This window comes from Staphylococcus sp. 11-B-312, assembly GCF_016743055.1.
GTDB classification, from domain to species: domain Bacteria; phylum Bacillota; class Bacilli; order Staphylococcales; family Staphylococcaceae; genus Staphylococcus; species Staphylococcus ureilyticus.
Genome location: NZ_CP068241.1, coordinates 2,588,892 through 2,614,122, shown reverse-complemented (window position 1 = coordinate 2,614,122; position 25,231 = coordinate 2,588,892). Strand labels below are relative to the sequence as shown.

The window sequence follows — 25,231 nt, the reverse complement described above, 5'->3', positions numbered from 1 at the left end:
GGTATTTATATGTGGAATAATATTGAGATAATTGTTTCATTTATTATATTTGTAGGTGCGCTTATATTTGCTGTTTATTCATTTTACAATAATTCTATTACAGTTGGCGTTGGTGCTTTAATTGCGGCTACAGTAAATATCTATTACATGATTAAGGCATTAAGAGCTAAAAGAGAAGATAATTACTAAGTGCAGATAGTGTATTAAAGAAATATAGAGACATTTGGATAATTCAGCACATTATTAATAAATTAACTCAAGATATAAATTTATGTAAATACGGGTGAAATATTTTTCTAAAAGTATTAGTTCAACAGGAGTGAGAAATTTGAGGAATAATATGGATATGAGTTTTATTATTGCTAATTTTATGAATATAATTTTAGTATTATTATTTGCTTTTGGTACATTCAATCATCTTAATGTTTTTCTTACCGTGATTTTTGCAATAATAACTGTTTTAAATGCAGGCTTTTTGCTTTATAAAAGTATTGAAATTTCAAAGAAAAGTAACCGTTAAAAGGCTTAACTAAAGTGTTTTCTACCTTTATAGTCCACTCACAGAAATTTAAAAAACATAAATACTAATCTTAAGTATTTTAAAATGAATGTTCATATTGCATTTGGGAGGCATTTTATGAATCATGAAAATAATAAGAAAAAATATAAGACAATAGAAGTGATAGCAAACACTTTTGGCATAGTAGCTTTGATCTTAGTATTTGCCTCATTGATTCTAGCTTTGATCTTTGAATGGAAATTTCTGGACTATGTTGTTAACGGGTCTGGTATACTTATTATACTAAGTTTAATCATAGGTGCGATACCACACGTTATGGAAAAAAATATCAAGAAAATCATTTTTGATTTTCTCTTTATTGTAATTATAGCGTTTATTTTTTATAACTTATAAGGGGGCTATACATGAAACTTATCACTAAAATTTTAGATGTTTTAGTATGGATATGCGTTATTTTATTGTTTAGTAAGTATATTGTTAAATATGCGAATATGATGTTTGATTGGAATTTAAGATGGTATTTTCTTGAAGATATTCCTCATTTAGCATTGATATTATTTATTTTACTATTTGTATTTGCAGTACCTTCTGAAATGATCAAAGAAAAACATAATAATGAATAAAGTCATACATCATATTTATGTGTTATTTGAAAAGAAGACTTGAAATGATTTTGAAGATATTGGCCATCTTTTTATAAATCGATCTCTTTCTAGCGCTATATTTAGGTAAAAAGTATAGGGCTTTGAAATAAAAAACTGCATCAAATCAATGTTTTGAAAGCTATCAAATTCAATGATACATATAGATAAGTTTATACTATAGCTGTCTATCATTATAGTTATAATCCCTTATTGCATTAAATGAAAAAATAAAATTATAAGATGAAATCAAGCACATGTTACAAATTTAAGATTTACATTACTGTCACGTAGTTTTATAATTAGTTTTGCATGCCCACGGGTGTGCGAAAATGAGGAGATGGGTTTTCTGTGTGCCCTTGGGCATGCAGAAGATTCATAACTCCCGTTATAAGGCCCCTTTTATTAGGGGTCTTTTTGTATTTAAAAACATTGATTACCATTTACGTAAATAAAGTAATTGTGGTATTGTATTTTCATGTTGATTATCGTAATATTCATGTGTTTAAAAATATACAAATAAAAAGGAGTTTATGCATATGAGTTTTATAATAATGATCATTGTAGGTGGCCTTATCGGCTGGATTGCAGGTGCTATCGTAGGTAAAGATATTCCAGGAGGTATCATTGGTAATATTGTTGCTGGTCTAATTGGTTCTGCGATTGGTAGTAGATTGCTTGGTACTTGGGGCCCAGTATGGGGCGGCGTACCAATTTTCCCTGCATTGATTGGCTCAATTGTATTTATATTTATCGCTTCACTTATTATTAGTGCGCTAAGAAAAAAATAATTAAGATAAATCGACTTACAAAAAGTTAGAAAAAATTTTTATTATAACGGGTAGAAATTATGATCTTTTTTGTGAAAATATTACGATAATCAACGACCATCTCTCAATGATAATATAAAGGTGGTTTAGTATGATAAATATTATTTCAGCTATTGGTTCTATTGGAACTTTTATAATGGCACTATTTTATTTTGTTTCAGTTTCAATACAACTGTACCAAATGAAAATAAGTTTTATTCCTGCGCTTGGATTTAATCAAATTTTACTTTCTTTAGATAAAGATAATCAATTACAAATGATTAATACAAGTTCTGATTCTGTTGAACACCAAGATTATTTGAAAATTTTTAATCTAGGTGGCGGAGCAGCAAAAGATATTAAGATTGAAATTATTCTTAATGAAGATAACGTAATTCAAAAGAAATATGTAAGTATATTACCAAGTAAAGAAGGTTATTTATTACCAATTAATAAAGATGTTTTTGATGAATTGCAAAGTACCATTCAAAATAATGGTTATGAATCTAATTTAAATATTAGAATTAATTATTATCATAACGTTAGTAGAAAAGTAAAAACAATCATGTTAAATGGTAAATTAGATAGATTTAATACGTATGATGAAAAAGAACTTTATGAATTACAATTTATTAATAAATAATACTATTTGTGCTTTGTGCATATATAAATATTTTTATGAAAAACACTCATTAGATAACTTTAGGGTTATGGTGAGTGTTTTTGTTATGTTTTATGACATAGATTTGCTGTAGATATACTTTGAATATACAATGAAATAGAGGTGAAACGATATGATACGACAAGCACGTCAATCAGATTTACAATCGATTTTAAGTATATATAATCATGCAATATTAAATACGACTGCAGTTTATACATATGAGCCAGTAACCATTGAAGAAAGAGAAACTTGGTTTCATACAAAATTAGAGCAAGCTGAACCCATTTTTGTATATTTAAAAGATGGCCAAGTTGTTGGATTTGCAACATATGGTGCGTTTAGAAATTGGCCAGCGTATCAATATACTGTAGAACATTCGATTTATGTTGACCCAGAAACTAGAAATGAAGGTGTAGCTTCACAACTTTTAGTTAAATTAATTGAAGAAATTAAAAACAGAAATTATAAGACAATTGTTGCAGGTATTGACGCATCAAATACTGCTAGCATTAAATTGCATGAAAAATATGGTTTTGAATTATGTGGAACTATAAAAAGTGTCGGTTATAAATTTGACAGATGGTTAGATTTAGCTTTTTATCAATTGATATTGAAATAATTATGTTTAAAGCCAACGATGCTATTTTAGAGCAAGTAAATAAAGTATTATAGAAATTGTGCCGGACATGATGTTAGATAAGTTATTTTAATCGTTTGGTAAGTCAGTGGAAACATTTTGCGATACGTATTAGCATCAATGCTAATTAGCTAAACAAATCATCAACGGTAGTATCGAGCATTGATGCCAGTTTAAATGCTAAAGATAATGATGGATCATATTTATTATTTTCAATCGCATTAATGGTTTGTCTAGAAACGCCAAGTGCTTGACTAAGTTTTAATTGGGAAATGGCCTTCTGCTTGCGATAATATTTGATTTTGTTTTTCATTTTATCTTCCCTTTTATGTATATTTACGTTTTACGTAAAAATAGTTCATAATCGTTAATATGAAAATAATGATAATGACGGATAGCTCTGGATAAGTTGAAAAAAAGCTGTGATTAAAGTCCCATACATTAATTATACGCAATATAAATGTTAAGAGTAGGGCGTGTATTGTCCAAACGCAAGTTCTAGCAAGTACTTCTGTGAATATTTTACTTTGCCTTTCGTCATATTGATTATTAGCTTGGTCAGATATCTCTGAAGGTAAAAATTTATGTGACAGTATCGTCCAGCTGACTGTAAATAATAAAACAACAATAAAAATGATGAATAATTTCATAATGATGCCTCCATGAGTAGAAAATTTTTCATTTTCAACATAAAAAAATATGTGCTTAAATGTCAAATGTTTTTGACATTTTTAAATAGAAAATAAAAGTGCTCGTTAGTTTAATAAGTAGAAAGGGTATGGATAAATAAATAATATGACCTTTTCATAAGAGATTTTTAGGTTTTTGTAGTGATACGGTTTGAAGATCTTATTCATATGACTTGGGGTGATTGTGATGGCTGTGTTTGCCTTGTTATTTCATTTAGTCTGTTTAATTATTGTTTTAATCGCAGGTTTTAAAGCATTAAAAGAGTTCAGAAAACCTATGAACCAACGTAATCAAAGAAAAATTGATTCCATTTTAGTACTTGTGTTAGTGGTGGCTTTGATTGCGATACTGTCTAGTGTTTTTACAGATATTTAATAAAATGTCGTTGCTCAAGTGAGCGACGGCTTTTAATTTTGTTTTAGAAACGGTAAATGTCGTTAATATGAAGTATAAAATAATATTTCATTTTGTAATTAATTCAATATTAATATAGAATGAATTAAAGAAGTTTTGTAAATGAAATTTTTTGCTACTTAATAGTAAACGGATTAATATTTTATTCAAGGAGATGTCGTTATGAAGTTTAGATTTAGTGTTTCATTGTTGTTGGTTTCAAGTTTATTATTGTCACAAACTGCAATGGCAGCACAAGAAAATAAAAGCACTCAGGATACAAAGAAAAATGATACACAAAATAAAGAAAATACGAGTAAAGCCATTGATTATGAAAAAGCTCAAAAAATGAGTCCGCAACAATTGAAAAATGCATTAACACCAGGAGATTTAAAGTTACATAATAAAGATGGTGAACGTCAAAATGCTGAAATGAGAAGTTTTTCAGCAAATCGAGCATATCAAGATGTAAATACATACATAGCAAATAATAATATAAAGCCAGCTAAAATTGTACAAGATTCTAGAATGAATAACTTACCAAAGTATAATTATAAATCTGGCAAATATATCGGTGTAGTAATTCATGAAACGGCCAATCCAAACAGTACAATTGATGGTGAGGTAAATTACATGTACAACAATTATAATAGTGCATTTGTACATGCGTATGCGGGTAGCGATAAAATTGTGCAGACTGCGCCAAGTCAATATTTAGCTTGGGGTGCAGGTGCTAACGCTAATCCATATTTTTATCAAATTGAATTAACAAGATCAAACACATTTGATGGTTTTGCAAGATCAGTTAATAACCAAGCATATTTAACCGCAAAAATGTTGAAAGCCAATGGGCTACAACCTTCGCTTGCTGACAATAATCAAGGGACAGGCACAATTATAAGTCACAATGCGGTAAGTCAATATTGGGGTGGTTCAGACCATTCAGATCCGATTGGCTATTTCGGACAATGGGGATATAATATGAACCAGTTTTACAGCTTAGTACAAAAACACTATAAATCTCTATCAGGTGGTAGTAGTGATGGAGCAATTACTGGTAGCACTTATAAAGTATCAAAAGGTGATACGCTGTATAGTATTTCGAGAAGAAGTGGCGTTTCAATAGATAATATTAAGAAATGGAATAAATTAACGAGTAACATACTTTCTGTAGGACAAGTACTAAAGTTAAAAAATCCTAACACACCAAGTGATTCTATTACTGGAGATTCACATAAAGTGGTTGAGGGAGACACACTTTATAATATTTCAAAACGAAGTAAAGTGAGTGTAGCAAACATAAAAAAATGGAACCATTTAAAGTCTGATAATATTAGTAAAGGACAAATTTTATATTTAGTTAAGACATATACGGTTAAAAAAGGTGATACTTTATACAGTGTTGCTAAAAATCAAGGTACTACTGTAGATAAAATTAAAAAGGATAACAAGTTGAGTTCTAATAGTTTGAAAGTAGGGCAAATTTTAAAAATAAAATAGAAGTATTGCATATAAACGAGCAAGTCTTAATGGACTATGCTCGTTTTTTAATACATTGAAAAATGATTTTTTAATATAATTGTGAACGTCATAGTTTCGTGTTACTTTAATAATATAAAATCATAGGTGGGTATAGATAATGAAAAAAATCAGTTTAATACTGTCATTGTTATTTTTATCAGTGATTTTGACAGCATGTGGTAACAACGAAAAAAATAGTGATGATGTTGAGCAAAGCAGTAATACAAACAAACAAGATGAAGACAATGATCAGCGTGAGGAACGACAATCTACAGAACAAAGTGAAGCAAAAAAGGATCAGTCGTTACCTCAAGATTCAACGGCTGAAAATGACAAGAATACAGATTCAAAAGCTAAAAAGAAAAACGATAATGTTTCAAAAAAGAAAAATGACGATAATAGTACAAGTTATTTAACAGGTTTAAGTGCTTCAGAGATCGAATACGCACGTGTTTGGCATCAACTAGGCATGATTAAAGATGTCAAAAATATTTATGTCAAAAAATATCCAAAAGGGTCGCCAGTAAATGAAAATGCGGAAAAAAGCGCAAAATATCCTGAGGATGTTGTTAAATTAGAAGCACCAATGAAAGTGGGTGGCTCAATAACATATAGTAGTAATGGGGATGGAACTATTAATATTTATAAAAAAATTCCTTACAGATGGGAGACAAGCACATCTTCGAACCCTGAGGATGTTTATCAAGACACTAAAAATGCAGTTGAGCAAGATGTAGAAACAGTTGAAGTTAATGCAACAGACAATGCACAAATCAAAAAGTTAGCCCAAAGAATACAATTGGTTAATGAATGATGCTTTGTGGTATAAAGTAAAGAACAATTTTGAAGTGATTTGATCATGGCATCAACAATTCTAACTATTTTATGATTTTGTATAGTGTGATACATTATATGTAATCGTAATTAGGAAATTGTTAGCATACGATATATAGTTCGTAACTTTAAATTTAGTTGAGGTGAGACGCATGTTAACTAAAGGTATTAAATATCCATATGTTAAATTCTTTTTTGATGTGATTGGTATTTTATGTGCGATAAGCGTATTAGCGATCATATTTGTTAATGGTTTTACCAACAGTCAATCTGGTAACTTTAGTTTAGGATTCGAAATAACTGGTACACATATGATAATGATGAATATTTTGGTATTGGTGACAATGATTTGTGCAATAACATCAACAATTTTAAGAAGAGTAAAATAGTGTGATGAGGGTTTGATTAGATTGTACTGAAACGAATATTTATGTGAAGTAGAAACAGACCAGAAATTAAAAACTAATTTCTGGTCTGTTTTCATTTTTTATAGATGCACATTTTCTTTAGCATAATAAAATTTTTGCTTTTTTTCAGTAATAAATAATTGGAGAAATGTAAGTATACCAATTTTACCTATTAACATTGTGAGTACAATGACTATTTTCGTTGGGCTATCATATAATGTCGTGAAATTCATCGATAGCCCAACAGTGCCGAAAGCGGAAATCACTTCAAATAATACTTTAGAATAAGGTATTGCCGAATTCAAATAACTTACAATAAATGAGATAAATATAACGAATGTCCCGGCAGAAAATGTAATGGCCACAGCAGTTTTTAATGTATGGTCATGTATAGATTTTTTGAAAATAGAAGGGTGTTGTTCGTTTTTTAATGTACTTTTTATAAATAATAACGTTAAGACTAAACTTGTTACTTTAATACCACCTGCAGCACTGATAGGGGCGCCACCAATAAACATTAAAAGCATTAATAATATTGAAGTAGGTGGTGTGATTTGTCCGATATCGACACTGTTAAAACCAGCAGTTCGTGTCGTAACAGACTGAAAGAATGAAGCGCCAAGTTTTTCTAAAAATGATAAATGCATCATAGAATGGTTATATTCTAAAAAGTAAAACACAACCGAACCAATAAATATGAGTATGACATATGTCGTTAATACTATTTTTGAGTGTACGGTTAATTTACTTAACTTTCTTGTTGTAGCGACGTCTAAAAAGACAAGCGGTCCAATACCGCCCATGATGATAAGAATTGGAACGATTATAGTTATTATAGGGTCATTAACAGTGCGCATCATATTATCACTAAATAATGAAAAACCAGCATTATTAAAAGCAGAAATTGAAGTAAACACACTTAAAAATAGCCCTTTACCAAAGCCATATTTTGGAATAAATGATAGTGCGATACATATTGCTCCAATGAATTCTGTAAGGATACTATAAACGACGAATTGAAGAATCAATTTGATGACGCCACCAGGTGTTTCAATGTTCCAGGTTGTCATAATCAAATAACGGTTTCTTAAACTGATTTTTCGATGCATCAGTATCAGCGTTAAAAGTGTTACCGTGACTATTCCTAACCCACCAATTTGAATAAGTAATAAAATAATAGTATCGCCTAACCAATTAAATTGACTAGATATATCTATAGTCGCTAGGCCAGTAACTGTAAATGCACTAGCAGAGATAAAAAATGCGTCTACAAAATCTAAAGGTTTTACACCTGTGACCGGTAGATATAATAATAAGGTGCCAACGATTGTGGTGAATAAAAACAACATTAAATACATATATAATGGTTTGTTTAATAGTCTCATTTTTAAAGTCCCTCGCATTTTAATAATGAGTATTTTATACTCATTATTAAAAAAAGCAAGTTAATTGATAGAAGTAAACTGAAAAAATTAATTTTTAAGTTTGTGAACGAATGCCTTTAGTGACGGCTTCAGCGAAATCATAAATTGAATTTCGGTATTTATTCGTGTTTTCTCTCGTCTTTCTGTTTAAATTGTCCTTTTTGAAAAATGATTTTCTAATAGATGTAGATATCTCCAGTTGAACTCCGGAACCTGAGTCATTTTCATTGATGAAATTTTTAGAAGAACGGCCATTAATATTATTTGGACTTTTTTCTACATTAAACCCTTCTTTTTCTAATTCTTTTTTTATGGATTGCGCCATTTTTTTATCCTGGCCGCCGATATAAACGATATCTTTATCACCTTGAAATCCGTGTATTGAGATAGATTCTTGAGAACGATTTGTCATTTCTTTCAATTTAGGATCGTCAAAATTGGTAGATGTAATATGCAATTGTTTGTTACTTGATTTTAGTAAGCCTTCAAAGCTATATAAATTAAAGTCTCCTTTTTTAGAAATGATTTTAGCTAATTCGGAGGTGCCCGGTTCTATACCGCCACCATGTATCGCAGTAATAAGTATATCTTTATTATTTGTTTTTTTAACATTTCTTTGCCAATCACGCTGTTTCACTGTATCTGATTTTAATTGAGCGAAATTTTGATATTTATCTTGATTGGGTGACTGGTTATTGTTCCATATGTATGTAAAGTATAGACTAACTAGTATGATGCCAACAATAACAAGCATAACTAAATAATATACGTAAGTGCTTAGAATATTTTTCATCGTTAACTCCTGATCAAAAGTATTTACTGACTAGTAAAGTATAACAAATTTATTAATGCTGCATAGATTATATGTTATTTACAATTATGTTAATAACATTGTAATGAAATTTACATATTAGGGTATGAAAGGTATAGAGTGAATTATTAAATTGAAAATGAAATAGCTTGGATATTTTAGAAAAAGTAATAACGACGGCATGGAGAATAAAACATGTACTGACCGAGCATTATGATAACCATGTTTATGAATTTATGATCAACGCTAACATGTGCGGTTAGTCTTTCCTGTTCGGTCAATCACGCTGAATGCCTTAATAAGACATAGTGATGTGTTTTTATGATTGAATGATTACAAAATATTTAATTTTAGAAGAAAGGTTGTGAATTTTTTGGATATAGTAACTAAAATGCAAGTCAATGTATCTAGTGATCAAGTGTTTGAAGCTTTTGTCAATCCAGATTATATAGGAGGATTTTGGTTTTCTTCAAGTTCTGAACGTTGGGAAGAGGGTAAAACAATTACCTTACGATATGAAGAGTATCATGCTGAAATCGATATTTTAATAGAAGATATGGTTGAAAATGAAATGATTCAATTTAAGTGGGGCGATAATCATGTAACAATACAATTCGATGGTGATGATAATCATACAATTGTAACTACTACAGAAAAAGATATAGAAGAAAATGATGTAGCACGCTTATTAGGCCAAAAAGAAGGCTGGGTATATATGCTTAGTTGTCTGAAATCATATTTAGAATATGGCAATAAAATAAGAGGTGCATTATTGTAACTATCCAACTAGGATTGAAAGCATGGCAATGTTTAACTTTGTTCACGCTTCCAATCCTTTTTATATATTTTTCAAATACCAAAACAAAAATTTTGCACGATATGGTTTAATATGTTTAAATGTAACTATAAAAGTTTCAATTAAAGATAAAAGGTGATTTCTTTGAATTTAGAATTCAATATAGCAGTACATTTACTGACTTTTTTGCTAAAACATGATGATGAGCGTTTTAGCAGCAATGAATTAGCGGAACGTATCTGTATTAATCCGGCTCAATTACGCAGGGTAACTCGTAAGTTAAATCAACATCATTATTTAGCTACTTCTAGAGGTAAATTTGGAGGGTATCAGGCTAATGATATGACAGCAAATGTTAACTTGTCTGAACTATTTGTGATGTTTAAAGAAGATCGCTCAGAAGGACGTTTATTTACTGGAGATGCTGGTAGTGACTGTGAAGTTTCAAGAGAAATTGGCAACACGATGTTTAAGTTTCATCAAAAAGAAGAAGAGCTATTAATTAATTATTATCAAAATGTAACGATTAAAGACGTTTTAAATGAAACGATTAAGGAGGATTATTATGAAAAAGTATGATTTATTAATAATTGGATTTGGTAAAGGTGGTAAAACTTTAGCAAAATTTGCGTCTGGCCAAGGAAAAAGTGTAGCTGTAGTTGAAAAATCGCAAAAGATGTATGGTGGTACATGTATTAATATAGGTTGTATTCCTTCAAAAACACTTGTGCATGAAGGTTTAGCACACGGTTCATTTGAACAAGCTTTTTCTAGAAAATCCGATGTAGTAAATGCACTAAACAGTAAGAATTATCATAATTTAGCAGATGATAATAATATCAACGTATTAGATTTTACTGCAGCATTTAAGTCTAATAATGAAGTAGAATTATTAGATGAAAATGGTGAAGTACAAGAAACACTTACTGCAGAAGATATCGTGATTAATACAGGTGCACAACCAATCATTCCATCCATCGAAGGTGTAGAAACATCAAAGCATTTATATGATTCTACTGGCATTATGGAATTGGCAACACAACCTCAACGTTTAGTTATTGTGGGTGGAGGCTATATTGCATTAGAATTTGCTTCTATGTTTGCGAATTTTGATACACAAGTAACTGTTTTAGAGAAACATGATGATATCATGCCTAAAGAAGATAAAGATATTGTTGCAGAAGTTAAAAAAGATCTTGAAAATAAAGGTGTTAATCTTGTATTAAATGCAGATACAGAGCGTTTTGAAGATAATGCATCTGGCACAACAGTACACACGACACAAGGAAGCTATGAAGCGGATGCGGTATTGTTAGCTACTGGTCGTAAACCAAATACAGACTTAGGTTTAGAAAATACAGATGTTGAAATTGGTGAACGTGGAGAAATCAAAGTAAACCAAAACTTACAAACAAACGTGCCAAATATTTATGCATTAGGTGATGTTAAAGGTGGCATGCAATTCACGTATATTTCATTAGATGACTTCAGAATTGTAAAAGATCAATTGTTTGGTGATGGCAAACGTACGACCGAAAATCGCGGTGCTGTGCCATACACTGTATTTATTGATCCACCATTATCACGTGTAGGTTTAACAGCAGAAGAAGCAAAAGCACAAGGTTATCAAATTTTAGAAAATGCAGTACCTGTAAACACAATTCCGCGTCATAAAATAAACAATGATACAAGAGGTTTGTTTAAAGCAGTCGTTAATAAAGAAACAAGTGAAATATTAGGTGCTACTTTATATGGCTTACAATCTGAGGAAATTATTAATTTAGTAAAATTAGCAATTGACCAACATTTATCTTATGAAGTATTAAAAGAAAATATTTATACACATCCTACAATGGTTGAATCATTTAATGATTTATTCAATATGTAAAGCAAATATTTTTAATAAATATTAAAAGTCTCTAATCAAAAAGAGCAGGGTTAAGTAATCTAGTGTAACTGGATTACGACCCCGCTCTTTTTTAATATGATGATTTATATAATTGATTTAATAATTTGACCTATGAGTCCGAAAATACCGATGATTAAACAGACCACACCAAAGCTGACTAAACTTTGTTTTTTGCCGACACCTTCTTTTTTAGGTGTACGGTTATTTATGATGAGCAACACAATACCAACGATAATGAGTAATATTGAAACAATCCACATTTTGCGTCCCTCCTTACTTGTATCGATAAAATAATAACGTCTTTACTATCTCTTTACCCTGTTAACTGTTTATATTAACGCCTTCTTTGTACATCATATGTGATGTATGACGTGACATTAAAAGATGATTTAAATATATTATAAATGATTATGTAATGTAAGGGTATAGAAAGCTATAAAATAGATTGATATACACAAATGATGAGGGTGTGATAGAGATGAAAATAGATTATACTTATGTATTTGACTCACATGATTTAGAAGATTTTATAAAAATATATCACTCGAATGGTTGGATGGGGCATAATAAGGAAAAAATTAAGACCATTTTTAATGCTAGCACACATATCGTGGTGGCAAAGCATAATGGTAGTGCTATAGGATTAGCGAGAGCCTTATCAGATGGTGTATTTAACGCAGCTATTTATGATGTTATCGTGGATCAGTCCTATCAAAATAAGGGTATAGGTTATGACATTGTATGTAGAATGATTAACCAATTGGGGCAGGTGTCTTGCGTGCATTTAATTTCAACGCATGGCGTCGAAGGATTATATCAAAAATTAGGTTTTCGAAAATTAAAAACAGGTATGGCCATTTATGCAAATCAAAAATTAAAAGATGAGTATACTGATTAATGTCTATCAGCTATACTCACCTTTTTGGTCGAGAATCTAGATTATAAAATATTGTGACTCACATCCTCATGTGAATAATTTTTCAATAGAGAACAACCCAGTGGATGATGACCATTGTCAACATAATGGTTGATTTCTTCTAGTACATCTAAAATTTCATACTCTGGTGTATTTACATCAAACGTATATTTGAATACTTGCTTCTTGTCAGATAATACAGTTGCAACGAGTTCATTATTTTGCATTTTGTAATTTAATAATTTCATAATAATCCCTCACTTTTATCAATCGTTTTAGTCCGTTTATCAAAATACTCAATTGAGAATAAGTTTCATTGACGACACCATTACATTATAATTATTATAATGTAATCCTTATTATACATTAAAATACATAAAATGTAGAGAGTTTTGACTTAAAAATTAATTTAAAACGCTTTCTTTATAAGAATTAATATAATTTATTATAAACTGAATCATCTTAACTTGAAGTTCGAAGTGTAATTTGATACGATTTCACTAATTGAATAAACCTTTCTAGGGTTCCACAACGATGGTGTTGGTTCGGTCCGAGAGAAAGGCACATATTAATATGTGACACGGAAGGATAAAAGCCTGGGAGATAGTATAGATGACTATCTCTCAGGCTTTTTTAATCTTAAAGGAGGATTTTGTTATGAATTGGTTAAAAATTGTGATTGCAGCACTCTTTGAAGTGGGATGGGTTATTGGCTTAACTCATGCTTCATCAGTATTTGAGTGGATATTGACAGTCATTGCTATATTTTTAAGTTTTTACTTACTTATAGATGCTTCAAAAGTATTACCGGTAGGGACATCTTATGCAGTCTTTGTAGGACTTGGTACAACTGGCGTTACACTAGCTGATTTTATATTCTTTGATCAACCATTTAAACCAGGAAAAATCATTTTAATAATGACATTGTTGCTTGGTGTAATTTGTTTGAAATTAGTGACGACAAATGAAGGGGGGCATTCATAATGGCTTGGATTTTACTGATTTGTGCAGGTATATTTGAAATGCTTGGTATTACATTTTTGAATGCTTATGTGCATAGTCGCAAATATAAATCGCTTGGTTGGATGATAACTTTCTTTGCAATTAGTTTTTTAACATTATCTATTGCTATGAAACAGTTGCCTATGAGCACTGCATATGCTGTATGGACTGGCATTGGTGCTGTTGGCGGAGCAGTTTTAGGTATGCTTTTTTACAAAGAGTCAACGGATATTAAACGAATTATTTGTATTCTAGTTATATTGGGTAGCACCATTGGTTTGAAATTATTAAGTTAAAATTAACTGAGTTATATCACATAAATTATTTTTCCATTTCACGGCTTTCAATGATTGACCATTGACCAAATTTTGGATTTCGTTCATATATTATTTGAACATCACCATAACAGAATCATAAAAGATTTGTTTCGCGTGTTGCGATACCGTGTGCATCTTGATAACATAATTAAGGTGGAGGTGCAGAAAATGGAAGGATTAGCCGCATTTATAACAATTACTTTAATGATTATTATCGTCCCAGGACCTGATTTTTTCGTCGTGATGAAAAATTCAATCACTTCTGGTAAAGGTAATGGTGCAATGGCAGCATTGGGTATAACGACAGGCCATGTTGTTTATTCTCTACTAGCGGTCTTTGGTATTATTTTTATTTTGGCAAATATGTATTACGTGTTTTTAGTGATTAAAATACTGGGTGCTTGTTACCTTATATATTTAGGTATCAAAAGTATTATTAGTGCACGTCAAAGTATGAATTTTTCAATCACACAAATGAAAGCACAACAAATCAGCTATTTAAGTTCATATAGGCAAGGTTTCTTTAGTACCATTTTAAATCCAAAAGCATTACTCTATTACATAAGTATCTTACCGCAATTTTTAAGTGCGGGCGAAGGCGTTACCACACAAATAGCGGTGTTATCCGCGATTGTAACGACAGTTATTTTATTATGGTTTATTTTCTGTGTATATATTTTTCAATACATTAAATTACTTTTTGCAAACAGAAAGATTAAAGCTATTTTTGACTATACGGTAGGTGCAGTGTTAATTGGTCTGTCGCTTAATTTATTATTTAGCAAAAGTAGTTAATCTAGATTTAACAAAAAAAGCAGCTTGAGGAAACAATATTTTCCCAAGCTGTTTTTTTAGTGTGTTTTTGTGTCTATCGAATATTCAAAAGTAAATGATTTATCTTAGGGGTTAAAATAAGCACTTTCAGAAATTATTACTTTGACGCCACGATAAATATTTTTAATTGTATACCAAATCGTGAATAAGATTAAAATAATTCCTAAAATTATCATTATGACCATAATTGTATGATGTTGTTGATTGACGATCATGCCACCTAAACTTGCAACGATAATAATAAATATCGGTCCTAAATATGTGATGACATGATAGAATAGCGATTTAGCAGCATGCGTGGATGCTGGTTTATCAGCAAAAATCCAAATGATGATAGGTAATATGATTGGAGCAAAAAATATGCTGAAATAACTTACAGAAGCTAAGACACGTCCACCTTGCGTATCTGAATTTAAAGGTTGTTCATTCATTTTTATCACCTCACATTTAAAGTAACAAAAATAAATATTTTATTATAGAAGTTATACTTCATCTAACAAAAATGTTACCTTATTTAAAAATACAAAGGAGTACAAACATATGAAACTATACTTAATTCGCCATGGTGAATCAAAATCCAATTACGATAAAAAAGAAGGAAATCACTATTTTTGTGGCCAATTAGACGTTCCATTAACTGAAAAAGGCGCTCGAGACGCGCAATTATTACAACATCATTTTAATCAAGTCAAAATTGATCATATTTATTTGTCTGATTTAACAAGAACGAGACAAACATATAATGCAATTTTTGATAAAGATATTCCAGCTAGTGTAACGACATTACTGAGAGAACGTTCTTTAGGTCAGTTTGAGGGTGAAAAAGTGAGTGAAATTGAACAAAATGCTCAATTTGAAACTTATTTTAATGGCGGTCCAAACAGTTCATTTAGGCACAGCTTTACTCAAAAAGCACCAGAAGGAGAAAGTTATGAAGATGTTTTAAAACGTGTAGAAACTTTCTTTAAACAAGAGCTAGATACATCTTTAGATACAGTTGTAATCATTGCTCATCAAGTTGTAATTAGATGTTGTTTCGTATACTTAGGTTATGAAAATAAAGCATCTGTGATAGATAAGCAAATTGATAATTGTGTACCTTATGAAATTGAGCTTTAGCTTTGATAAAATGACGTATTAAAAAACCTGAACTGTTTATTTGCTCAGTTCAGGTTAATATCTTTTTGCTGCTGTTAAGCTATCGTGAAATCCTTGGAATATAGTGTTGATATTGTCTAAGAAACTACCAACAATAACTGCGAGTATGACGTAAGTAATGCTTAAAGCAATAGATTTATATGAAATTACGCCATAAGTTTCTTTTTTCTCAAAGAGATTAAAAGCTATGAAGACAGCAGCCATGGCACCTAGTAAAATCGTAATTACCATAGTGCAACCTCCCTATAAAGTTTTCGGCTGTGCTCCTACGTTTACTGTGTTCAATCTTATAACATAGGATAACAAATACATCTCCGAGAAAAAAAGTCATTTTATATTAAAAAACCTTACAATCATGTAAGGTTTTTTACAAATATAAGTCAAGATGAATCATTTAACTTTAAGTAAGCGCTTAAAAGGCTTTATAATGCTGGGAATTGGTATTGTCATCATTTTGTAATGCATAGCACTTTATTTGATATCAATAAAAATGAATTTGATAGTTATTCAAAGAATGTTCACAAATTCAAGTAGTTGAATAACCATGAATGATACATTATTTATCTATTGCATCACTTTTAATACCTTTATCTTTAAGGAACTTTTTGATTTTTTCTTGTTGTTTACCGTTTACATTTCCTGCATGTTCTGCTGATACGTCTACAACGTTTAGCGTGTTTTGCGGTTGATAATTTACTTCTTCGATTTGTTTATCAGCATCTTTAATCGTGGTGTTTAACGCAGTGAAATAGTTAATGATTCGATCCACGTCATCTTTATAACCTTTAGGCAGATGATTGTCCTTGACAAAGTTTTTAAATCGCACATCGTTTTTAATCGCATTGTGTGATAAATCAGATAATCTTTTGGCTTGTGCGTCTGTGATTTTAGTATCCGTACCGGTTTGCTTATCTAATTTATACTGTATTAGATATTTATTGTCGAGAATATCTGCATTAACATCTAGATATTTTTTTATCGCTTTGTTCATTTCATCTTCGCTTATATTTTCGCCTTTTTTATGAGAAGCAAAGATATTACTTTCTGTAACTTTTTTGACATTTGAAGGGGCATGTCTTTCACTGTGTTGTTTATCATCATTTGAATTTTCATTAGCACATGCTGTGAGTATGACAGTTAGCATGAGAACGAATGTTATAAGTATACTTTTTTTCATAAAACGTATTGCTCCTTTAAAAATAGTCCAATTTATATTAATTGATGTGCTTTTGAAATTATAACCTAAGACTATCATTTCAAGCTATTGATTGATATAGATGTCGTAAACTTAAACGCACAATCTTTTGAACAAAGTTTGAAACTTTGAGCGAAAACGTTTCATATTTGTGTAACAAGATTCGACTGCTTTTCCTTAGAAATGAAAACAACAAAAAAAGGAGAACCAAATTTGGTTCTCCTTTATCATCTATTTGAATAGGGAAGTGATTAGTGTCGAATGATATAATCAAATGCATTTAATGCAGCATTTGCACCAGCGCCCATTGAAATAATGATTTGTTTATTACGATCGTCTGTAACATCGCCTGCAGCAAATATACCTGGGATGCTTGTAGCGTTTGTACGATCAATGATTATTTCATTTGCTTGGTTTAACTCAACATAGTTATCTAACCATTCTGTATTTGGAAGTAATCCGATTTGTACGAATATACCTTCCAATTCTATAGTGTGGTCTTCACCAGTTGATTTGTCTTGATATTTAAGACCCGTCACTGAAGCTTCACCTAAAACTTCAGTTGTTTGTGCGTTCTTGATAATTGTAACGTTTGGTAAAGAGCTTAAACGTTCTTGTAATACGTCGTCTGCTTTAAGGGTAGCGTTACGCTCAAGTAGTGTAACATGTTCTACAATACCTGCTAAGTCTATTGCAGCTTCTACACCTGAGTTACCGCCACCAACAACAGCAACGTTTTTATTTTCAAATAGAGGTCCGTCACAGTGCGGGCAGAATGCCACCCCTTTATTGATAAGGGCTTCTTCACCAGGTACTTCTAGCTTACGCCAACGTGCACCTGTAGCAATAATCACGGTTTTACTTTGTAATTTAGCGTCATTATCTAAAGTGACAATAATACCATTGTCTGTTTTTTCAATATCACTTGCTCTGACACCTGTCATGGTATCTACATTATATTGCTTTACATGATCTTCAAGTGCAGAGGAGAACTTAGGACCATCCGTTTCTTTAACTGTAATAAAGTTTTCAATTGTTGCAGTATCGTTGACTTGACCACCAATGCGATCTGCAACAATACCAGTGCGTAATCCTTTACGTGCAGTATAGATAGCGGCACTACCACTTGCGGGTCCACCACCAACGATTAACACGTCGTAAGGATCTTTATCATTGAATTCCGAAGGGTCTGCTTTACTACCTAGTTCAGATAATATATCTTGTACAGTCATGCGTCCATTGCCAAATTCTTCACCATCTAAATAGATAGCTGGCACTGCCATAATATCTTCAGATTCCTCTCTGAAAATAGCACCGTCAATCATTGTATGAGTGATATTTGGATTTAATAAACTCATTAAGTTCAATGCTTGAACGACATCCGGGCATTTTTGACACGTTAAACTGATATAAGTTTCAAAATTGAGTGGGCGATCTAAAGCTTTAATTTGATCTATGACAGATTGCTCTTCTTTAGGTGCGCGACCACTGACTTGTAATAAAGCTAATACAAGTGAATTAAATTCGTGACCCATAGGTAAACCAGCAAATGTAATCCCTGTGTCTGCGTCAGGTTTATCTACTGTAAAGCTTGGTGTACGTTTTAGGTCTTTCTCTTCAATTGTGATATGAGATGATGCTGCTGCAACTTCGTCTAGCAACTCTTTTAGTTCTTTCGATTTATCATCTGAACCAAGACTTGCGCGTAGTACAACATCACCTTCCATTAATTGAAGTAATTGTTGTAATTGTGATTTTAGCTGATCATTAAGCATTCAAATCAATGCCTCCTTAGATTTTACCTACTAAGTCAAGACCAGGTTGTAATGTTTCTGAACCTTCTTCCCATTTAGCTGGGCAAACTTCACCTGGGTGTTGACGTACATATTGTGCTGCTTTAATTTTGTGTACTAATGTACTTGCATCACGGCCAATACCGTCCGCATTAATTTCAGCTGCTTGAACAACACCATCAGGATCAACGATAAATGTACCACGTTGAGCTAGGCCCACCTCTTCATCTAATACATCAAAATTACGAGTGATTGTTTGTGAAGGATCGCCAATCATTGTATATTGAATTTTATTAATTGCTTCAGAATGATCATGCCAAGCTTTGTGTACAAAGTGTGTATCCGTTGAAACTGAATATACGTTTACACCTAATTCTTGTAATTTATCATACTGATTTTGTAAATCTTCTAATTCAGTAGGACATACGAATGAGAAGTCTGCTGGGTAGAAGCAAACTACACTCCAAGAACCTTTTAAGTTTTCATCAGAAACTTCGAAAAACTCATCTTTCTTTGGATCATAAGCATTAGCTGTAAATGGTAAAATTTCCTTGTTGATTAAAGACATGTAAAACATCCTCCTATTTAATAACTTAGTGTTAATTTAAATATTATTAATCAGATTATCATAATTTCTTAATTATAATAATTCTAATCTTTCAATTACTATTATTGCATGTAGCTATTGTTTCGTCAACATTAGTACCTTTAAAGCACAATAGATTTAAATCGTGCTCGCTATTTGTGTTAGAAGACAATAAAACTAGTTAAGCTACATAAGAAAATGAAAGCATATACATTATTTGTATTTTCTTTCACACTATATAAATAGCCTTCCTATTCTCAACTAAACATAAGAATTGAGAAGGAAGGCATTGAAAGTTTGATATGATAGGCTTATGAAAAATTATCACAAATTTGTGAACTTATTTACCGCTTTTGGAACTTGTAATGATAAGTAAATATTAAAGAAAGTAAATTGATTTATTGGAAAACATTAGCGCCGCATTTTGATATTTGCTAAATTGTTCCATGTTAACAATAGGTGTATATAAAATGATTGAATCACATAAAGAGATTATTTTAGGTTGTGGAATTTAGGAGAATTTAAAAAGTGAATTGTTTATGCTACTCAAAACTTAAGAATAGAAGCATAACAAATAATTTATTAGCTACATTTCTATTCCTAAGTTTTTAAAATAGCTTATGAGTTGTTCATTGAAAAAAGTGAAATAATCATATTAATAAACAATTTTACAGTCAAACAAACGACTGTACCATCCACCAAATAATAAACGCTACAGGGAAGAATAACCACCAAAAGTTAGATAGAAATTCCCAAACATTCATAGGACGATCTTTCTGATTAGAAACTGGTTGTTGATAGGTTTCAATAATTGTCTTTTTTAATGCTTTATCTCCTTTAATGAGTTCATCTAATGAGACGTCGAATAGGTCGCTCATTTTTATTAACATATCAATACTAGGATAGACTTTGTTCAGTTCCCATTTTGAAATACTTTGACGTGAAATATTTAATATTTCAGCAAGTTCGTCTTGCGACCAATTTTTGAGTTCGCGTTGTTCTTTGATACGTGGTCCAATTTCCATAGTTATCACTCCTTTTATTTGAAATTAACGGTATCACCATGTAATGTCACGCACTTAATCGTTTACTCGTGTGCAACTCGAGGTTGCAAACACCTATTTGAAGGTGTTTTTGAAATAAATATAGCATGAAATCAGATCAATTTGATGTAAATTGAATCTTTAAATGTTTAGTAAGTATTTACCCATATTCACATAAAAAAGACGAGATAGAAATTAAATTACAATGAAAAATTTCTATCTCGTCTGCTTGTATCATTAAATATATCGTTGTAGGGATATATTATTTTAATTTTATATGCTTATCTGTCCCAATATCTTGCGCGTTCAAATGCTTGAATAATCGTTTGAGCATCATCTGAAATATATACACCGGGTGCGTTCAAGTCTAGTTTTGCATTTGATAATTTTTCTGATGCGGCTTGATTAACAACTAGCGGTTTGTTGTGTTTGTATGTGAGTTCTGCAAATGCCTCTGCATCCGGTGATAATTCTGCACCATCTGAAATTACAAACACACTATCAAATAATGTAGGGTGTGCAGTATCATACGTTTCAGTTATGCCGAAATCTTTAGTGATATCTTTAGGTTGTTTGCCTACAAAAGCATAGTTGAGTTTGTTGTCGGCAAATGTTTTGGCATATGCTTTTAATGTTTTCTCATTTATCTCACCGTTCACAAGTACTGCTACAGAATGTCCAGGTAATGGTATATCGAATTTTTCCATTGTTAACTTACTATCTTTGGCATCAGTTTGTACTTCTTCATTTTCTTCTGGCACTTCAACACCTACGTTTGCTGCGACGCGCTCTGCCAATGCGCGATCAACTTTGTTTAGTTGATTCACTGCATTTTGTTTAACCATAGCTGATTTACATTTACCAATTTCAAATGAAAATCCATCTACGGTATGGTCGAACTCAGGCTTTGTTAAACTATTCAAATAAAGTTTAGCTTGGCTGTAATAATCTTTAAAGCTTTCACTACGTTTTTGTATTTTACGTCCTTCAACTTTTTCTTGATAATGTTCGTAGCCGCCTTCTTCTTTAGGTGTTGTGTGGGGATCGTTGTTGTTTAATGCATTGTTGTGATATGCCGTTTGTCCTTTATGGACATTCATTTGATGCATAGCATCTCTTTGGTTATTGTGTACTTCATTAACTGGTCGATTAATTGGTATTTGATTAAAGTTTGGTCCACCTAATCTTGATATTTGAGTATCCGTATATGAGAATAAACGTCCTTGTAATAGAGGATCGTTAGAGAAATCAATGCCAGGCACGATATGACCAGGATGGAACGCTGCTTGTTCCGTTTCATCAAAAACATTAGATACGTTTTGATTTAACGTCATTTTACCAACAATTTCAACTGGAACTTCATCTTCTGGCCATATTTTTGTTGGATCTAAAATATCAAAATCAAAATCAAATTCTTGTTCTGGTCGAATCACTTGAAGGCCTAATTCCCACTCAGGGTAGTCTCCTTTTTCAATTGCTTCATATAAATCTTTGCGATGGAAGTCAATATCTTTACCGGATAAGATTTGTGCCTCATCCCATACCAATGATTCTAAACCGTGAACTGGCTTCCAATGAAATTTTACGAAATAGGATTGACCATCACGATTAACCAAGCGGAAGGTATGGATGCCGAATCCTTCAATCTGTCTAAAGTTTTTAGGGATACCTCTGTCACTCATAGCCCAAACCGTTGTGTGCGTTGATTCTGGGTTTTGTGCGAAAAAGTCCCAGAATGTATCGTGAGCAGTCCCACCTTGAGGCATTTCATTGTGTGGTTCAGGTTTAACAGCGTGAATTAAATCTGGAAATTTAATAGCGTCCTGTATAAAGAAAACAGGTATATCGTTACCTACTAAATCAAAAATACCTTCATCTGTATAGAATTTTGTAGCAAAACCACGCACGTCTCTTACTGTATCTGGAGAACCTTTTGATCCCTGGACAGTTGAAAATCTGACAAACACTGGGGTAGTCTTTTCAGGATGTGTTAAAAAGTCTGCAGAAGTGTATTCAGATAAATCTTTGTAAACTTGAAATTCACCGTGAGCGCCAAAACCGCGAGCATGTACGATTCTTTCAGGAATTCGCTCGTGGTCAAAGTGCATAATTTTCTCTCTAAAATGGAAATCTTCTAATAAACTAGGACCACGTTCACCAACGGTTAATGTGTTTTCATCTTCACTTACTTTAACGCCATTATTCGTCGTCATTGCTTTATCGTCATTGTTTTTTTCTACTTTTTTTAATTGTTCCTGTTTTTTGTTACTCAAATGAATTACCCCCTTGTTATTATTGTTTCACATTTATGTTTTGGAAAACATTTCAATTTTGAATATTATTATTTTTAAAACAGGAGATATTACAAAAGGAAAATATACTTGTGGTTATATAGCAATATATGAAAAAATTTAAGAAGTATTTTTGTGTCCATTTCTGACATATATAATGTGCCAAGATGATTTATTTAATTGAAGCACACAAGCATCACATTCGTGTTTTATTTTGTTTATATATTTTAGGAATATTCAACATTTAAATAGGATGATAACATTTAATAAGAGTGAAAAAAGGGTAAACAAATAACAAGCAATTCACTGTGAGCTTTGTTAACATCTAAATACTATAAACACATACACAAAAGAGGAGCGGATAATACATGTCTGATTATGTATACAACTTATTGAAAAAACACCATTCAGTCAGAAACTTTAAGCAAGAGCCTATTCCAGAGGAGCATATTAAAAAATTAATTGAAGCGGGTCAAAGCGCTTCAACGTCAAGCTATTTACAGGCTTATTCAATTATTGGTATAGATGATCCTGAAGTTAAAGAAGACTTGAAAGAAGTGTCAGGTCAACCTTATGTAGTAGAAAACGGTTATTTATTTGTCTTTGTTATGGATTATTACAGACATGCAATCGTTAATGAAAATACTAAAAAAGATATGGCAACATCATTTGAATCAGCAGAAGGTTTGTTGGTCGGTACGATAGATGCGACATTAGTTGCACAAAATATTGCTGCTGCAGCTGAGGTCATGGGTTATGGCATGGTTTATTTAGGGTCATTGAGAAACGATGTTGAACGTGTGCGTGAAATTTTAGACTTACCTAAGCATACTTTCCCATTATTTGGTATGGCATTAGGCTTACCAGCAGATGACGAAAATGGAGATCCTAAACCACGTTTACCACTTGAAAATATCTTCCATCACAATAAATATGACAGTGATAAAGAAACGCAACGTAAAACATTAGCAGATTACGATGAAACTGTAAGTAAATATTATGAATCCCGTACAAATGGTGAACGTACTGAAACGTGGTCAGAACAAATTTCTAATTTTATGAGTGCTAAGCAGAGACTAGATATGTTAGAACAATTGAATAAATCAGGTTTTATTAAAAAATAATTCACTGACAACTTCTGTTGCGTGTCACTTATGATGAAAAGGTCATATCATAGAAAGGGGTTGGTTATGTTGAGCATGTTTGACAAATTTTTTGGTAAGAAAACGCATGGAAATCATAAAGCTAAAGAGCAATATATTTATTCTTCTAGCAGTAAACTAACCCCTCAAGAAGCCCAAGCCTATTGGGTGAAATTGGCCCAAAAGTTAGTTGTTGGAGCTATTAATTCCGTTGATCACACAGCAGAACGTATATTTATTCTTATTTCATTTAACGAAAACGATTCTACGATAGATATATTCTTTCAAATGGATGGCCAGTTAAGAATGTGGAATGATTTAGATAATCAAACCCATAAAAGAACCATATCAAATAGTTTAATTTCACAAGCACCTAATCTCGTGAAGCATGTGAACTGCTTATATGATAGTGTTAATTTAACTCGGCTCGCATATTCACAGATTCAATATGAATTTGAAAGTAAGGCGTGGTATTTACATGATATTAGCGAAGATAGTGCTGAAGCGCATTTAGACAAAAATCCTGCATTTTTAAAATGGTTTGATGATGTTTCGAATACAATTGATAACATTCCGTTAGATAGTAAACAAAAAATTACTTGGGGTCCATTTAAACCAAGATAATAAATATTTAAAAGTGAGGATCAATTTTCTGTTAACAAAATAGAAGCAAAGACAGTCAGTGTTAAGGAAAACAATCAAAATGAAAAGTTTAAAATTAAATCGACTGTTTCATTAAATTTAACTGTCCATATGTTAAGTACTTGTAAAATAAATACTTTGGTCTAAAAAAGAACCGTCAATTTCTATTGCAATAATAATAGAAATTGACGGTTTTTGTTTTATGTCATTTAGGAGTTCGTTACACAATGATAGTGCTTAGTTACGATATTAGTAC

Annotated in this window: 33 protein-coding genes and 1 riboswitch; of the genes, 20 read left to right on the top strand and 13 right to left on the bottom strand. The window is 31.5% G+C overall.

The genetic code is table 11. From position 1 onward, the window contains the following. Window positions 1–9 precede the first annotated feature (9 nt). The 6 genes from JG554_RS12620 (at window position 10) to JG554_RS12595 (ending at window position 3,253) form a co-directional block, all read left to right on the top strand. Window positions 10–189, top strand: coding sequence for a hypothetical protein (locus tag JG554_RS12620; protein ID WP_070658181.1), 180 nt, complete (start codon window positions 10–12; stop codon window positions 187–189). 448 nt (window positions 190–637) lie between these two features. After that, window positions 638–913 (top strand): hypothetical protein, encoded by a 276-nt coding sequence (locus JG554_RS12615; RefSeq protein WP_064209643.1) that lies wholly within the window; start codon window positions 638–640, stop codon window positions 911–913. A gap of 11 nt (window positions 914–924) precedes the next feature. Next, window positions 925–1,143, top strand: coding sequence for an epilancin biosynthesis-related protein ElxI1 (gene elxI1, locus JG554_RS12610; protein WP_046207080.1), 219 nt, complete (start codon window positions 925–927; stop codon window positions 1,141–1,143). A gap of 557 nt (window positions 1,144–1,700) precedes the next feature. Further along, window positions 1,701–1,952 carry a GlsB/YeaQ/YmgE family stress response membrane protein gene (locus tag JG554_RS12605; protein WP_064209642.1) on the top strand — a complete coding sequence of 84 codons (252 nt, stop codon included), beginning with the start codon at window positions 1,701–1,703 and terminating at the stop codon, window positions 1,950–1,952. 130 nt (window positions 1,953–2,082) lie between these two features. Next, complete coding sequence (locus JG554_RS12600; protein ID WP_046207078.1) at window positions 2,083–2,613, top strand: hypothetical protein; 531 nt, start codon at window positions 2,083–2,085, stop codon at window positions 2,611–2,613. A gap of 151 nt (window positions 2,614–2,764) precedes the next feature. Then, on the top strand, window positions 2,765–3,253 hold the full coding sequence (locus JG554_RS12595; RefSeq protein ID WP_064209641.1) for a GNAT family N-acetyltransferase: 489 nt from the start codon (window positions 2,765–2,767) through the stop codon (window positions 3,251–3,253). 145 nt (window positions 3,254–3,398) lie between these two features. Here JG554_RS12595 and JG554_RS12590 read toward each other — a convergent pair whose 3' ends face one another. Further along, window positions 3,399–3,584 (bottom strand): helix-turn-helix transcriptional regulator, encoded by a 186-nt coding sequence (locus JG554_RS12590; RefSeq protein WP_107359912.1) that lies wholly within the window; start codon window positions 3,582–3,584, stop codon window positions 3,399–3,401. A gap of 13 nt (window positions 3,585–3,597) precedes the next feature. Then, window positions 3,598–3,921 (bottom strand): hypothetical protein, encoded by a 324-nt coding sequence (locus JG554_RS12585; protein ID WP_107359911.1) that lies wholly within the window; start codon window positions 3,919–3,921, stop codon window positions 3,598–3,600. Between the two features lie 226 nt (window positions 3,922–4,147). Between JG554_RS12585 and JG554_RS12580 the strand changes: the two genes are divergently transcribed. The 4 genes from JG554_RS12580 to JG554_RS12565 all read left to right on the top strand — a co-directional run bounded on the left by JG554_RS12580 (window position 4,148) and on the right by JG554_RS12565 (window position 7,098). Next, a complete protein-coding gene (locus tag JG554_RS12580; RefSeq protein ID WP_046207074.1) occupies window positions 4,148–4,336 on the top strand; it encodes a hypothetical protein in 189 nt (62 codons plus the stop codon). Between the two features lie 201 nt (window positions 4,337–4,537). Continuing rightward, window positions 4,538–5,854, top strand: coding sequence for a LysM peptidoglycan-binding domain-containing protein (locus tag JG554_RS12575; RefSeq protein ID WP_107359910.1), 1,317 nt, complete (start codon window positions 4,538–4,540; stop codon window positions 5,852–5,854). Between the two features lie 139 nt (window positions 5,855–5,993). Then, complete coding sequence (locus JG554_RS12570) at window positions 5,994–6,689, top strand: hypothetical protein (RefSeq protein ID WP_107359909.1); 696 nt, start codon at window positions 5,994–5,996, stop codon at window positions 6,687–6,689. Window positions 6,690–6,861: 172 nt separating this feature from the next. Then, window positions 6,862–7,098, top strand: a complete 237-nt coding sequence (locus tag JG554_RS12565; protein WP_046207071.1) for a hypothetical protein — start codon at window positions 6,862–6,864, stop codon at window positions 7,096–7,098. Between the two features lie 98 nt (window positions 7,099–7,196). Here JG554_RS12565 and JG554_RS12560 read toward each other — a convergent pair whose 3' ends face one another. Both JG554_RS12560 and JG554_RS12555 read right to left on the bottom strand, forming a co-directional pair. After that, window positions 7,197–8,501, bottom strand: coding sequence for a TrkH family potassium uptake protein (locus tag JG554_RS12560; protein WP_046207070.1), 1,305 nt, complete (start codon window positions 8,499–8,501; stop codon window positions 7,197–7,199). A 94-nt stretch (window positions 8,502–8,595) separates the two neighbouring features. Continuing rightward, window positions 8,596–9,333, bottom strand: coding sequence for a poly-gamma-glutamate hydrolase family protein (locus JG554_RS12555; RefSeq protein WP_046207069.1), 738 nt, complete (start codon window positions 9,331–9,333; stop codon window positions 8,596–8,598). A 391-nt stretch (window positions 9,334–9,724) separates the two neighbouring features. On the opposite strand from JG554_RS12555, the gene JG554_RS12550 reads away from it, so the two are divergent. From JG554_RS12550 to merA, 3 genes are all read left to right on the top strand, one after another. Beyond that, complete coding sequence (locus JG554_RS12550) at window positions 9,725–10,129, top strand: SRPBCC domain-containing protein (protein WP_064209637.1); 405 nt, start codon at window positions 9,725–9,727, stop codon at window positions 10,127–10,129. Between the two features lie 162 nt (window positions 10,130–10,291). Continuing rightward, window positions 10,292–10,726: a redox-sensitive transcriptional regulator HypR gene (gene hypR, locus JG554_RS12545; RefSeq protein WP_046207067.1), complete on the top strand. Its 435-nt coding sequence runs from the start codon at window positions 10,292–10,294 to the stop codon at window positions 10,724–10,726. Further along, the gene (gene merA, locus JG554_RS12540; RefSeq protein WP_107359908.1) at window positions 10,713–12,035 is read left to right on the top strand and encodes a hypothiocyanous acid reductase MerA; all 1,323 of its coding nucleotides are present in this window, start codon (window positions 10,713–10,715) and stop codon (window positions 12,033–12,035) included. Before hypR ends, merA begins: the two co-directional genes overlap by 14 nt. A 104-nt stretch (window positions 12,036–12,139) precedes the next feature. On the opposite strand, the gene JG554_RS12535 is transcribed toward merA, so the two are convergent. Further along, the gene (locus JG554_RS12535; protein ID WP_164987250.1) at window positions 12,140–12,316 is read right to left on the bottom strand and encodes a hypothetical protein; all 177 of its coding nucleotides are present in this window, start codon (window positions 12,314–12,316) and stop codon (window positions 12,140–12,142) included. Window positions 12,317–12,534: 218 nt separating this feature from the next. On the opposite strand from JG554_RS12535, the gene JG554_RS12530 reads away from it, so the two are divergent. Next, window positions 12,535–12,954: a GNAT family N-acetyltransferase gene (locus JG554_RS12530; protein ID WP_064209635.1), complete on the top strand. Its 420-nt coding sequence runs from the start codon at window positions 12,535–12,537 to the stop codon at window positions 12,952–12,954. A gap of 41 nt (window positions 12,955–12,995) precedes the next feature. Here the strand turns inward: JG554_RS12530 and JG554_RS12525 are convergent, their stop codons facing one another. Beyond that, window positions 12,996–13,220 (bottom strand): hypothetical protein, encoded by a 225-nt coding sequence (locus JG554_RS12525; protein ID WP_019469882.1) that lies wholly within the window; start codon window positions 13,218–13,220, stop codon window positions 12,996–12,998. A 259-nt stretch (window positions 13,221–13,479) separates the two neighbouring features. Then, a riboswitch (guanidine-I (ykkC/yxkD leader) is annotated at window positions 13,480–13,577 on the top strand. A gap of 52 nt (window positions 13,578–13,629) precedes the next feature. On the opposite strand from JG554_RS12525, the gene JG554_RS12520 reads away from it, so the two are divergent. The 3 genes from JG554_RS12520 (at window position 13,630) to JG554_RS12510 (ending at window position 15,086) form a co-directional block, all read left to right on the top strand. Further along, the gene (locus JG554_RS12520) at window positions 13,630–13,956 is read left to right on the top strand and encodes a DMT family transporter (protein WP_107359907.1); all 327 of its coding nucleotides are present in this window, start codon (window positions 13,630–13,632) and stop codon (window positions 13,954–13,956) included. Continuing rightward, window positions 13,956–14,270: a DMT family transporter gene (locus tag JG554_RS12515; protein WP_064209633.1), complete on the top strand. Its 315-nt coding sequence runs from the start codon at window positions 13,956–13,958 to the stop codon at window positions 14,268–14,270. Before JG554_RS12520 ends, JG554_RS12515 begins: the two co-directional genes overlap by 1 nt. 189 nt (window positions 14,271–14,459) lie before the next feature. After that, the gene (locus JG554_RS12510; RefSeq protein ID WP_046207063.1) at window positions 14,460–15,086 is read left to right on the top strand and encodes a LysE family translocator; all 627 of its coding nucleotides are present in this window, start codon (window positions 14,460–14,462) and stop codon (window positions 15,084–15,086) included. Between the two features lie 104 nt (window positions 15,087–15,190). Here JG554_RS12510 and JG554_RS12505 read toward each other — a convergent pair whose 3' ends face one another. Continuing rightward, a complete protein-coding gene (locus JG554_RS12505) occupies window positions 15,191–15,556 on the bottom strand; it encodes a DUF4870 domain-containing protein (protein WP_107359906.1) in 366 nt (121 codons plus the stop codon). Between the two features lie 109 nt (window positions 15,557–15,665). Here JG554_RS12505 and JG554_RS12500 point away from each other — a divergent pair, with 109 nt between their 5' ends. Then, window positions 15,666–16,244, top strand: coding sequence for a histidine phosphatase family protein (locus tag JG554_RS12500; RefSeq protein WP_046207061.1), 579 nt, complete (start codon window positions 15,666–15,668; stop codon window positions 16,242–16,244). 54 nt (window positions 16,245–16,298) lie between these two features. Here JG554_RS12500 and JG554_RS12495 read toward each other — a convergent pair whose 3' ends face one another. The 6 genes from JG554_RS12495 to JG554_RS12470 form a co-directional block, all read right to left on the bottom strand. Beyond that, complete coding sequence (locus JG554_RS12495) at window positions 16,299–16,514, bottom strand: hypothetical protein (protein WP_046207060.1); 216 nt, start codon at window positions 16,512–16,514, stop codon at window positions 16,299–16,301. A gap of 325 nt (window positions 16,515–16,839) precedes the next feature. Then, entirely contained in the window at window positions 16,840–17,460 is a 621-nt protein-coding gene (locus tag JG554_RS12490) for an NDxxF motif lipoprotein (protein ID WP_070038372.1), read from the bottom strand. Between the two features lie 269 nt (window positions 17,461–17,729). After that, the gene (gene ahpF / locus JG554_RS12485) at window positions 17,730–19,253 is read right to left on the bottom strand and encodes an alkyl hydroperoxide reductase subunit F (protein ID WP_046207058.1); all 1,524 of its coding nucleotides are present in this window, start codon (window positions 19,251–19,253) and stop codon (window positions 17,730–17,732) included. 16 nt (window positions 19,254–19,269) lie between these two features. Beyond that, the gene (gene ahpC, locus JG554_RS12480; protein ID WP_046207057.1) at window positions 19,270–19,839 is read right to left on the bottom strand and encodes an alkyl hydroperoxide reductase subunit C; all 570 of its coding nucleotides are present in this window, start codon (window positions 19,837–19,839) and stop codon (window positions 19,270–19,272) included. Window positions 19,840–20,531: 692 nt separating this feature from the next. Next, entirely contained in the window at window positions 20,532–20,882 is a 351-nt protein-coding gene (locus tag JG554_RS12475; protein WP_046207056.1) for a helix-turn-helix domain-containing protein, read from the bottom strand. Window positions 20,883–21,181: 299 nt separating this feature from the next. Further along, on the bottom strand, window positions 21,182–23,173 hold the full coding sequence (locus JG554_RS12470) for a catalase (protein WP_203265318.1): 1,992 nt from the start codon (window positions 23,171–23,173) through the stop codon (window positions 21,182–21,184). Between the two features lie 386 nt (window positions 23,174–23,559). Here JG554_RS12470 and nfsA point away from each other — a divergent pair, with 386 nt between their 5' ends. After that, entirely contained in the window at window positions 23,560–24,315 is a 756-nt protein-coding gene (nfsA, locus tag JG554_RS12465; protein ID WP_203265317.1) for an oxygen-insensitive NADPH nitroreductase, read from the top strand. A 75-nt stretch (window positions 24,316–24,390) separates the two neighbouring features. After that, on the top strand, window positions 24,391–24,957 hold the full coding sequence (locus JG554_RS12460; protein ID WP_046207545.1) for a hypothetical protein: 567 nt from the start codon (window positions 24,391–24,393) through the stop codon (window positions 24,955–24,957). The last annotated feature ends 274 nt before the right edge of the window (window positions 24,958–25,231 follow it).

Excerpts from the sequence above, each read along its gene's own strand:
- JG554_RS12620 (WP_070658181.1), top strand. The coding sequence starts at position 10 with ATGTGGAATAATATTGAGATAATTGTTTCATTTATTATATTTGTAGGT.
- JG554_RS12615 (WP_064209643.1), top strand. The coding sequence starts at position 638 with ATGAATCATGAAAATAATAAGAAAAAATATAAGACAATAGAAGTGATA.
- elxI1 (WP_046207080.1), top strand. The coding sequence starts at position 925 with ATGAAACTTATCACTAAAATTTTAGATGTTTTAGTATGGATATGCGTT.
- JG554_RS12605 (WP_064209642.1), top strand. The coding sequence starts at position 1,701 with ATGAGTTTTATAATAATGATCATTGTAGGTGGCCTTATCGGCTGGATT.
- JG554_RS12600 (WP_046207078.1), top strand. The coding sequence starts at position 2,083 with ATGATAAATATTATTTCAGCTATTGGTTCTATTGGAACTTTTATAATG.
- JG554_RS12595 (WP_064209641.1), top strand. The coding sequence starts at position 2,765 with ATGATACGACAAGCACGTCAATCAGATTTACAATCGATTTTAAGTATA.
- JG554_RS12590 (WP_107359912.1), bottom strand. The coding sequence starts at position 3,584 with ATGAAAAACAAAATCAAATATTATCGCAAGCAGAAGGCCATTTCCCAA.
- JG554_RS12585 (WP_107359911.1), bottom strand. The coding sequence starts at position 3,921 with ATGAAATTATTCATCATTTTTATTGTTGTTTTATTATTTACAGTCAGC.
- JG554_RS12580 (WP_046207074.1), top strand. The coding sequence starts at position 4,148 with ATGGCTGTGTTTGCCTTGTTATTTCATTTAGTCTGTTTAATTATTGTT.
- JG554_RS12575 (WP_107359910.1), top strand. The coding sequence starts at position 4,538 with ATGAAGTTTAGATTTAGTGTTTCATTGTTGTTGGTTTCAAGTTTATTA.
- JG554_RS12570 (WP_107359909.1), top strand. The coding sequence starts at position 5,994 with ATGAAAAAAATCAGTTTAATACTGTCATTGTTATTTTTATCAGTGATT.
- JG554_RS12565 (WP_046207071.1), top strand. The coding sequence starts at position 6,862 with ATGTTAACTAAAGGTATTAAATATCCATATGTTAAATTCTTTTTTGAT.
- JG554_RS12560 (WP_046207070.1), bottom strand. The coding sequence starts at position 8,501 with ATGAGACTATTAAACAAACCATTATATATGTATTTAATGTTGTTTTTA.
- JG554_RS12555 (WP_046207069.1), bottom strand. The coding sequence starts at position 9,333 with ATGAAAAATATTCTAAGCACTTACGTATATTATTTAGTTATGCTTGTT.
- merA (WP_107359908.1), top strand. The coding sequence starts at position 10,713 with ATGAAAAAGTATGATTTATTAATAATTGGATTTGGTAAAGGTGGTAAA.
- JG554_RS12535 (WP_164987250.1), bottom strand. The coding sequence starts at position 12,316 with ATGTGGATTGTTTCAATATTACTCATTATCGTTGGTATTGTGTTGCTC.
- JG554_RS12530 (WP_064209635.1), top strand. The coding sequence starts at position 12,535 with ATGAAAATAGATTATACTTATGTATTTGACTCACATGATTTAGAAGAT.
- JG554_RS12525 (WP_019469882.1), bottom strand. The coding sequence starts at position 13,220 with ATGAAATTATTAAATTACAAAATGCAAAATAATGAACTCGTTGCAACT.
- JG554_RS12520 (WP_107359907.1), top strand. The coding sequence starts at position 13,630 with ATGAATTGGTTAAAAATTGTGATTGCAGCACTCTTTGAAGTGGGATGG.
- JG554_RS12515 (WP_064209633.1), top strand. The coding sequence starts at position 13,956 with ATGGCTTGGATTTTACTGATTTGTGCAGGTATATTTGAAATGCTTGGT.
- JG554_RS12510 (WP_046207063.1), top strand. The coding sequence starts at position 14,460 with ATGGAAGGATTAGCCGCATTTATAACAATTACTTTAATGATTATTATC.
- JG554_RS12505 (WP_107359906.1), bottom strand. The coding sequence starts at position 15,556 with ATGAATGAACAACCTTTAAATTCAGATACGCAAGGTGGACGTGTCTTA.
- JG554_RS12500 (WP_046207061.1), top strand. The coding sequence starts at position 15,666 with ATGAAACTATACTTAATTCGCCATGGTGAATCAAAATCCAATTACGAT.
- JG554_RS12495 (WP_046207060.1), bottom strand. The coding sequence starts at position 16,514 with ATGGTAATTACGATTTTACTAGGTGCCATGGCTGCTGTCTTCATAGCT.
- JG554_RS12490 (WP_070038372.1), bottom strand. The coding sequence starts at position 17,460 with ATGAAAAAAAGTATACTTATAACATTCGTTCTCATGCTAACTGTCATA.
- ahpF (WP_046207058.1), bottom strand. The coding sequence starts at position 19,253 with ATGCTTAATGATCAGCTAAAATCACAATTACAACAATTACTTCAATTA.
- ahpC (WP_046207057.1), bottom strand. The coding sequence starts at position 19,839 with ATGTCTTTAATCAACAAGGAAATTTTACCATTTACAGCTAATGCTTAT.
- JG554_RS12475 (WP_046207056.1), bottom strand. The coding sequence starts at position 20,882 with ATGGAAATTGGACCACGTATCAAAGAACAACGCGAACTCAAAAATTGG.
- nfsA (WP_203265317.1), top strand. The coding sequence starts at position 23,560 with ATGTCTGATTATGTATACAACTTATTGAAAAAACACCATTCAGTCAGA.
- JG554_RS12460 (WP_046207545.1), top strand. The coding sequence starts at position 24,391 with ATGTTTGACAAATTTTTTGGTAAGAAAACGCATGGAAATCATAAAGCT.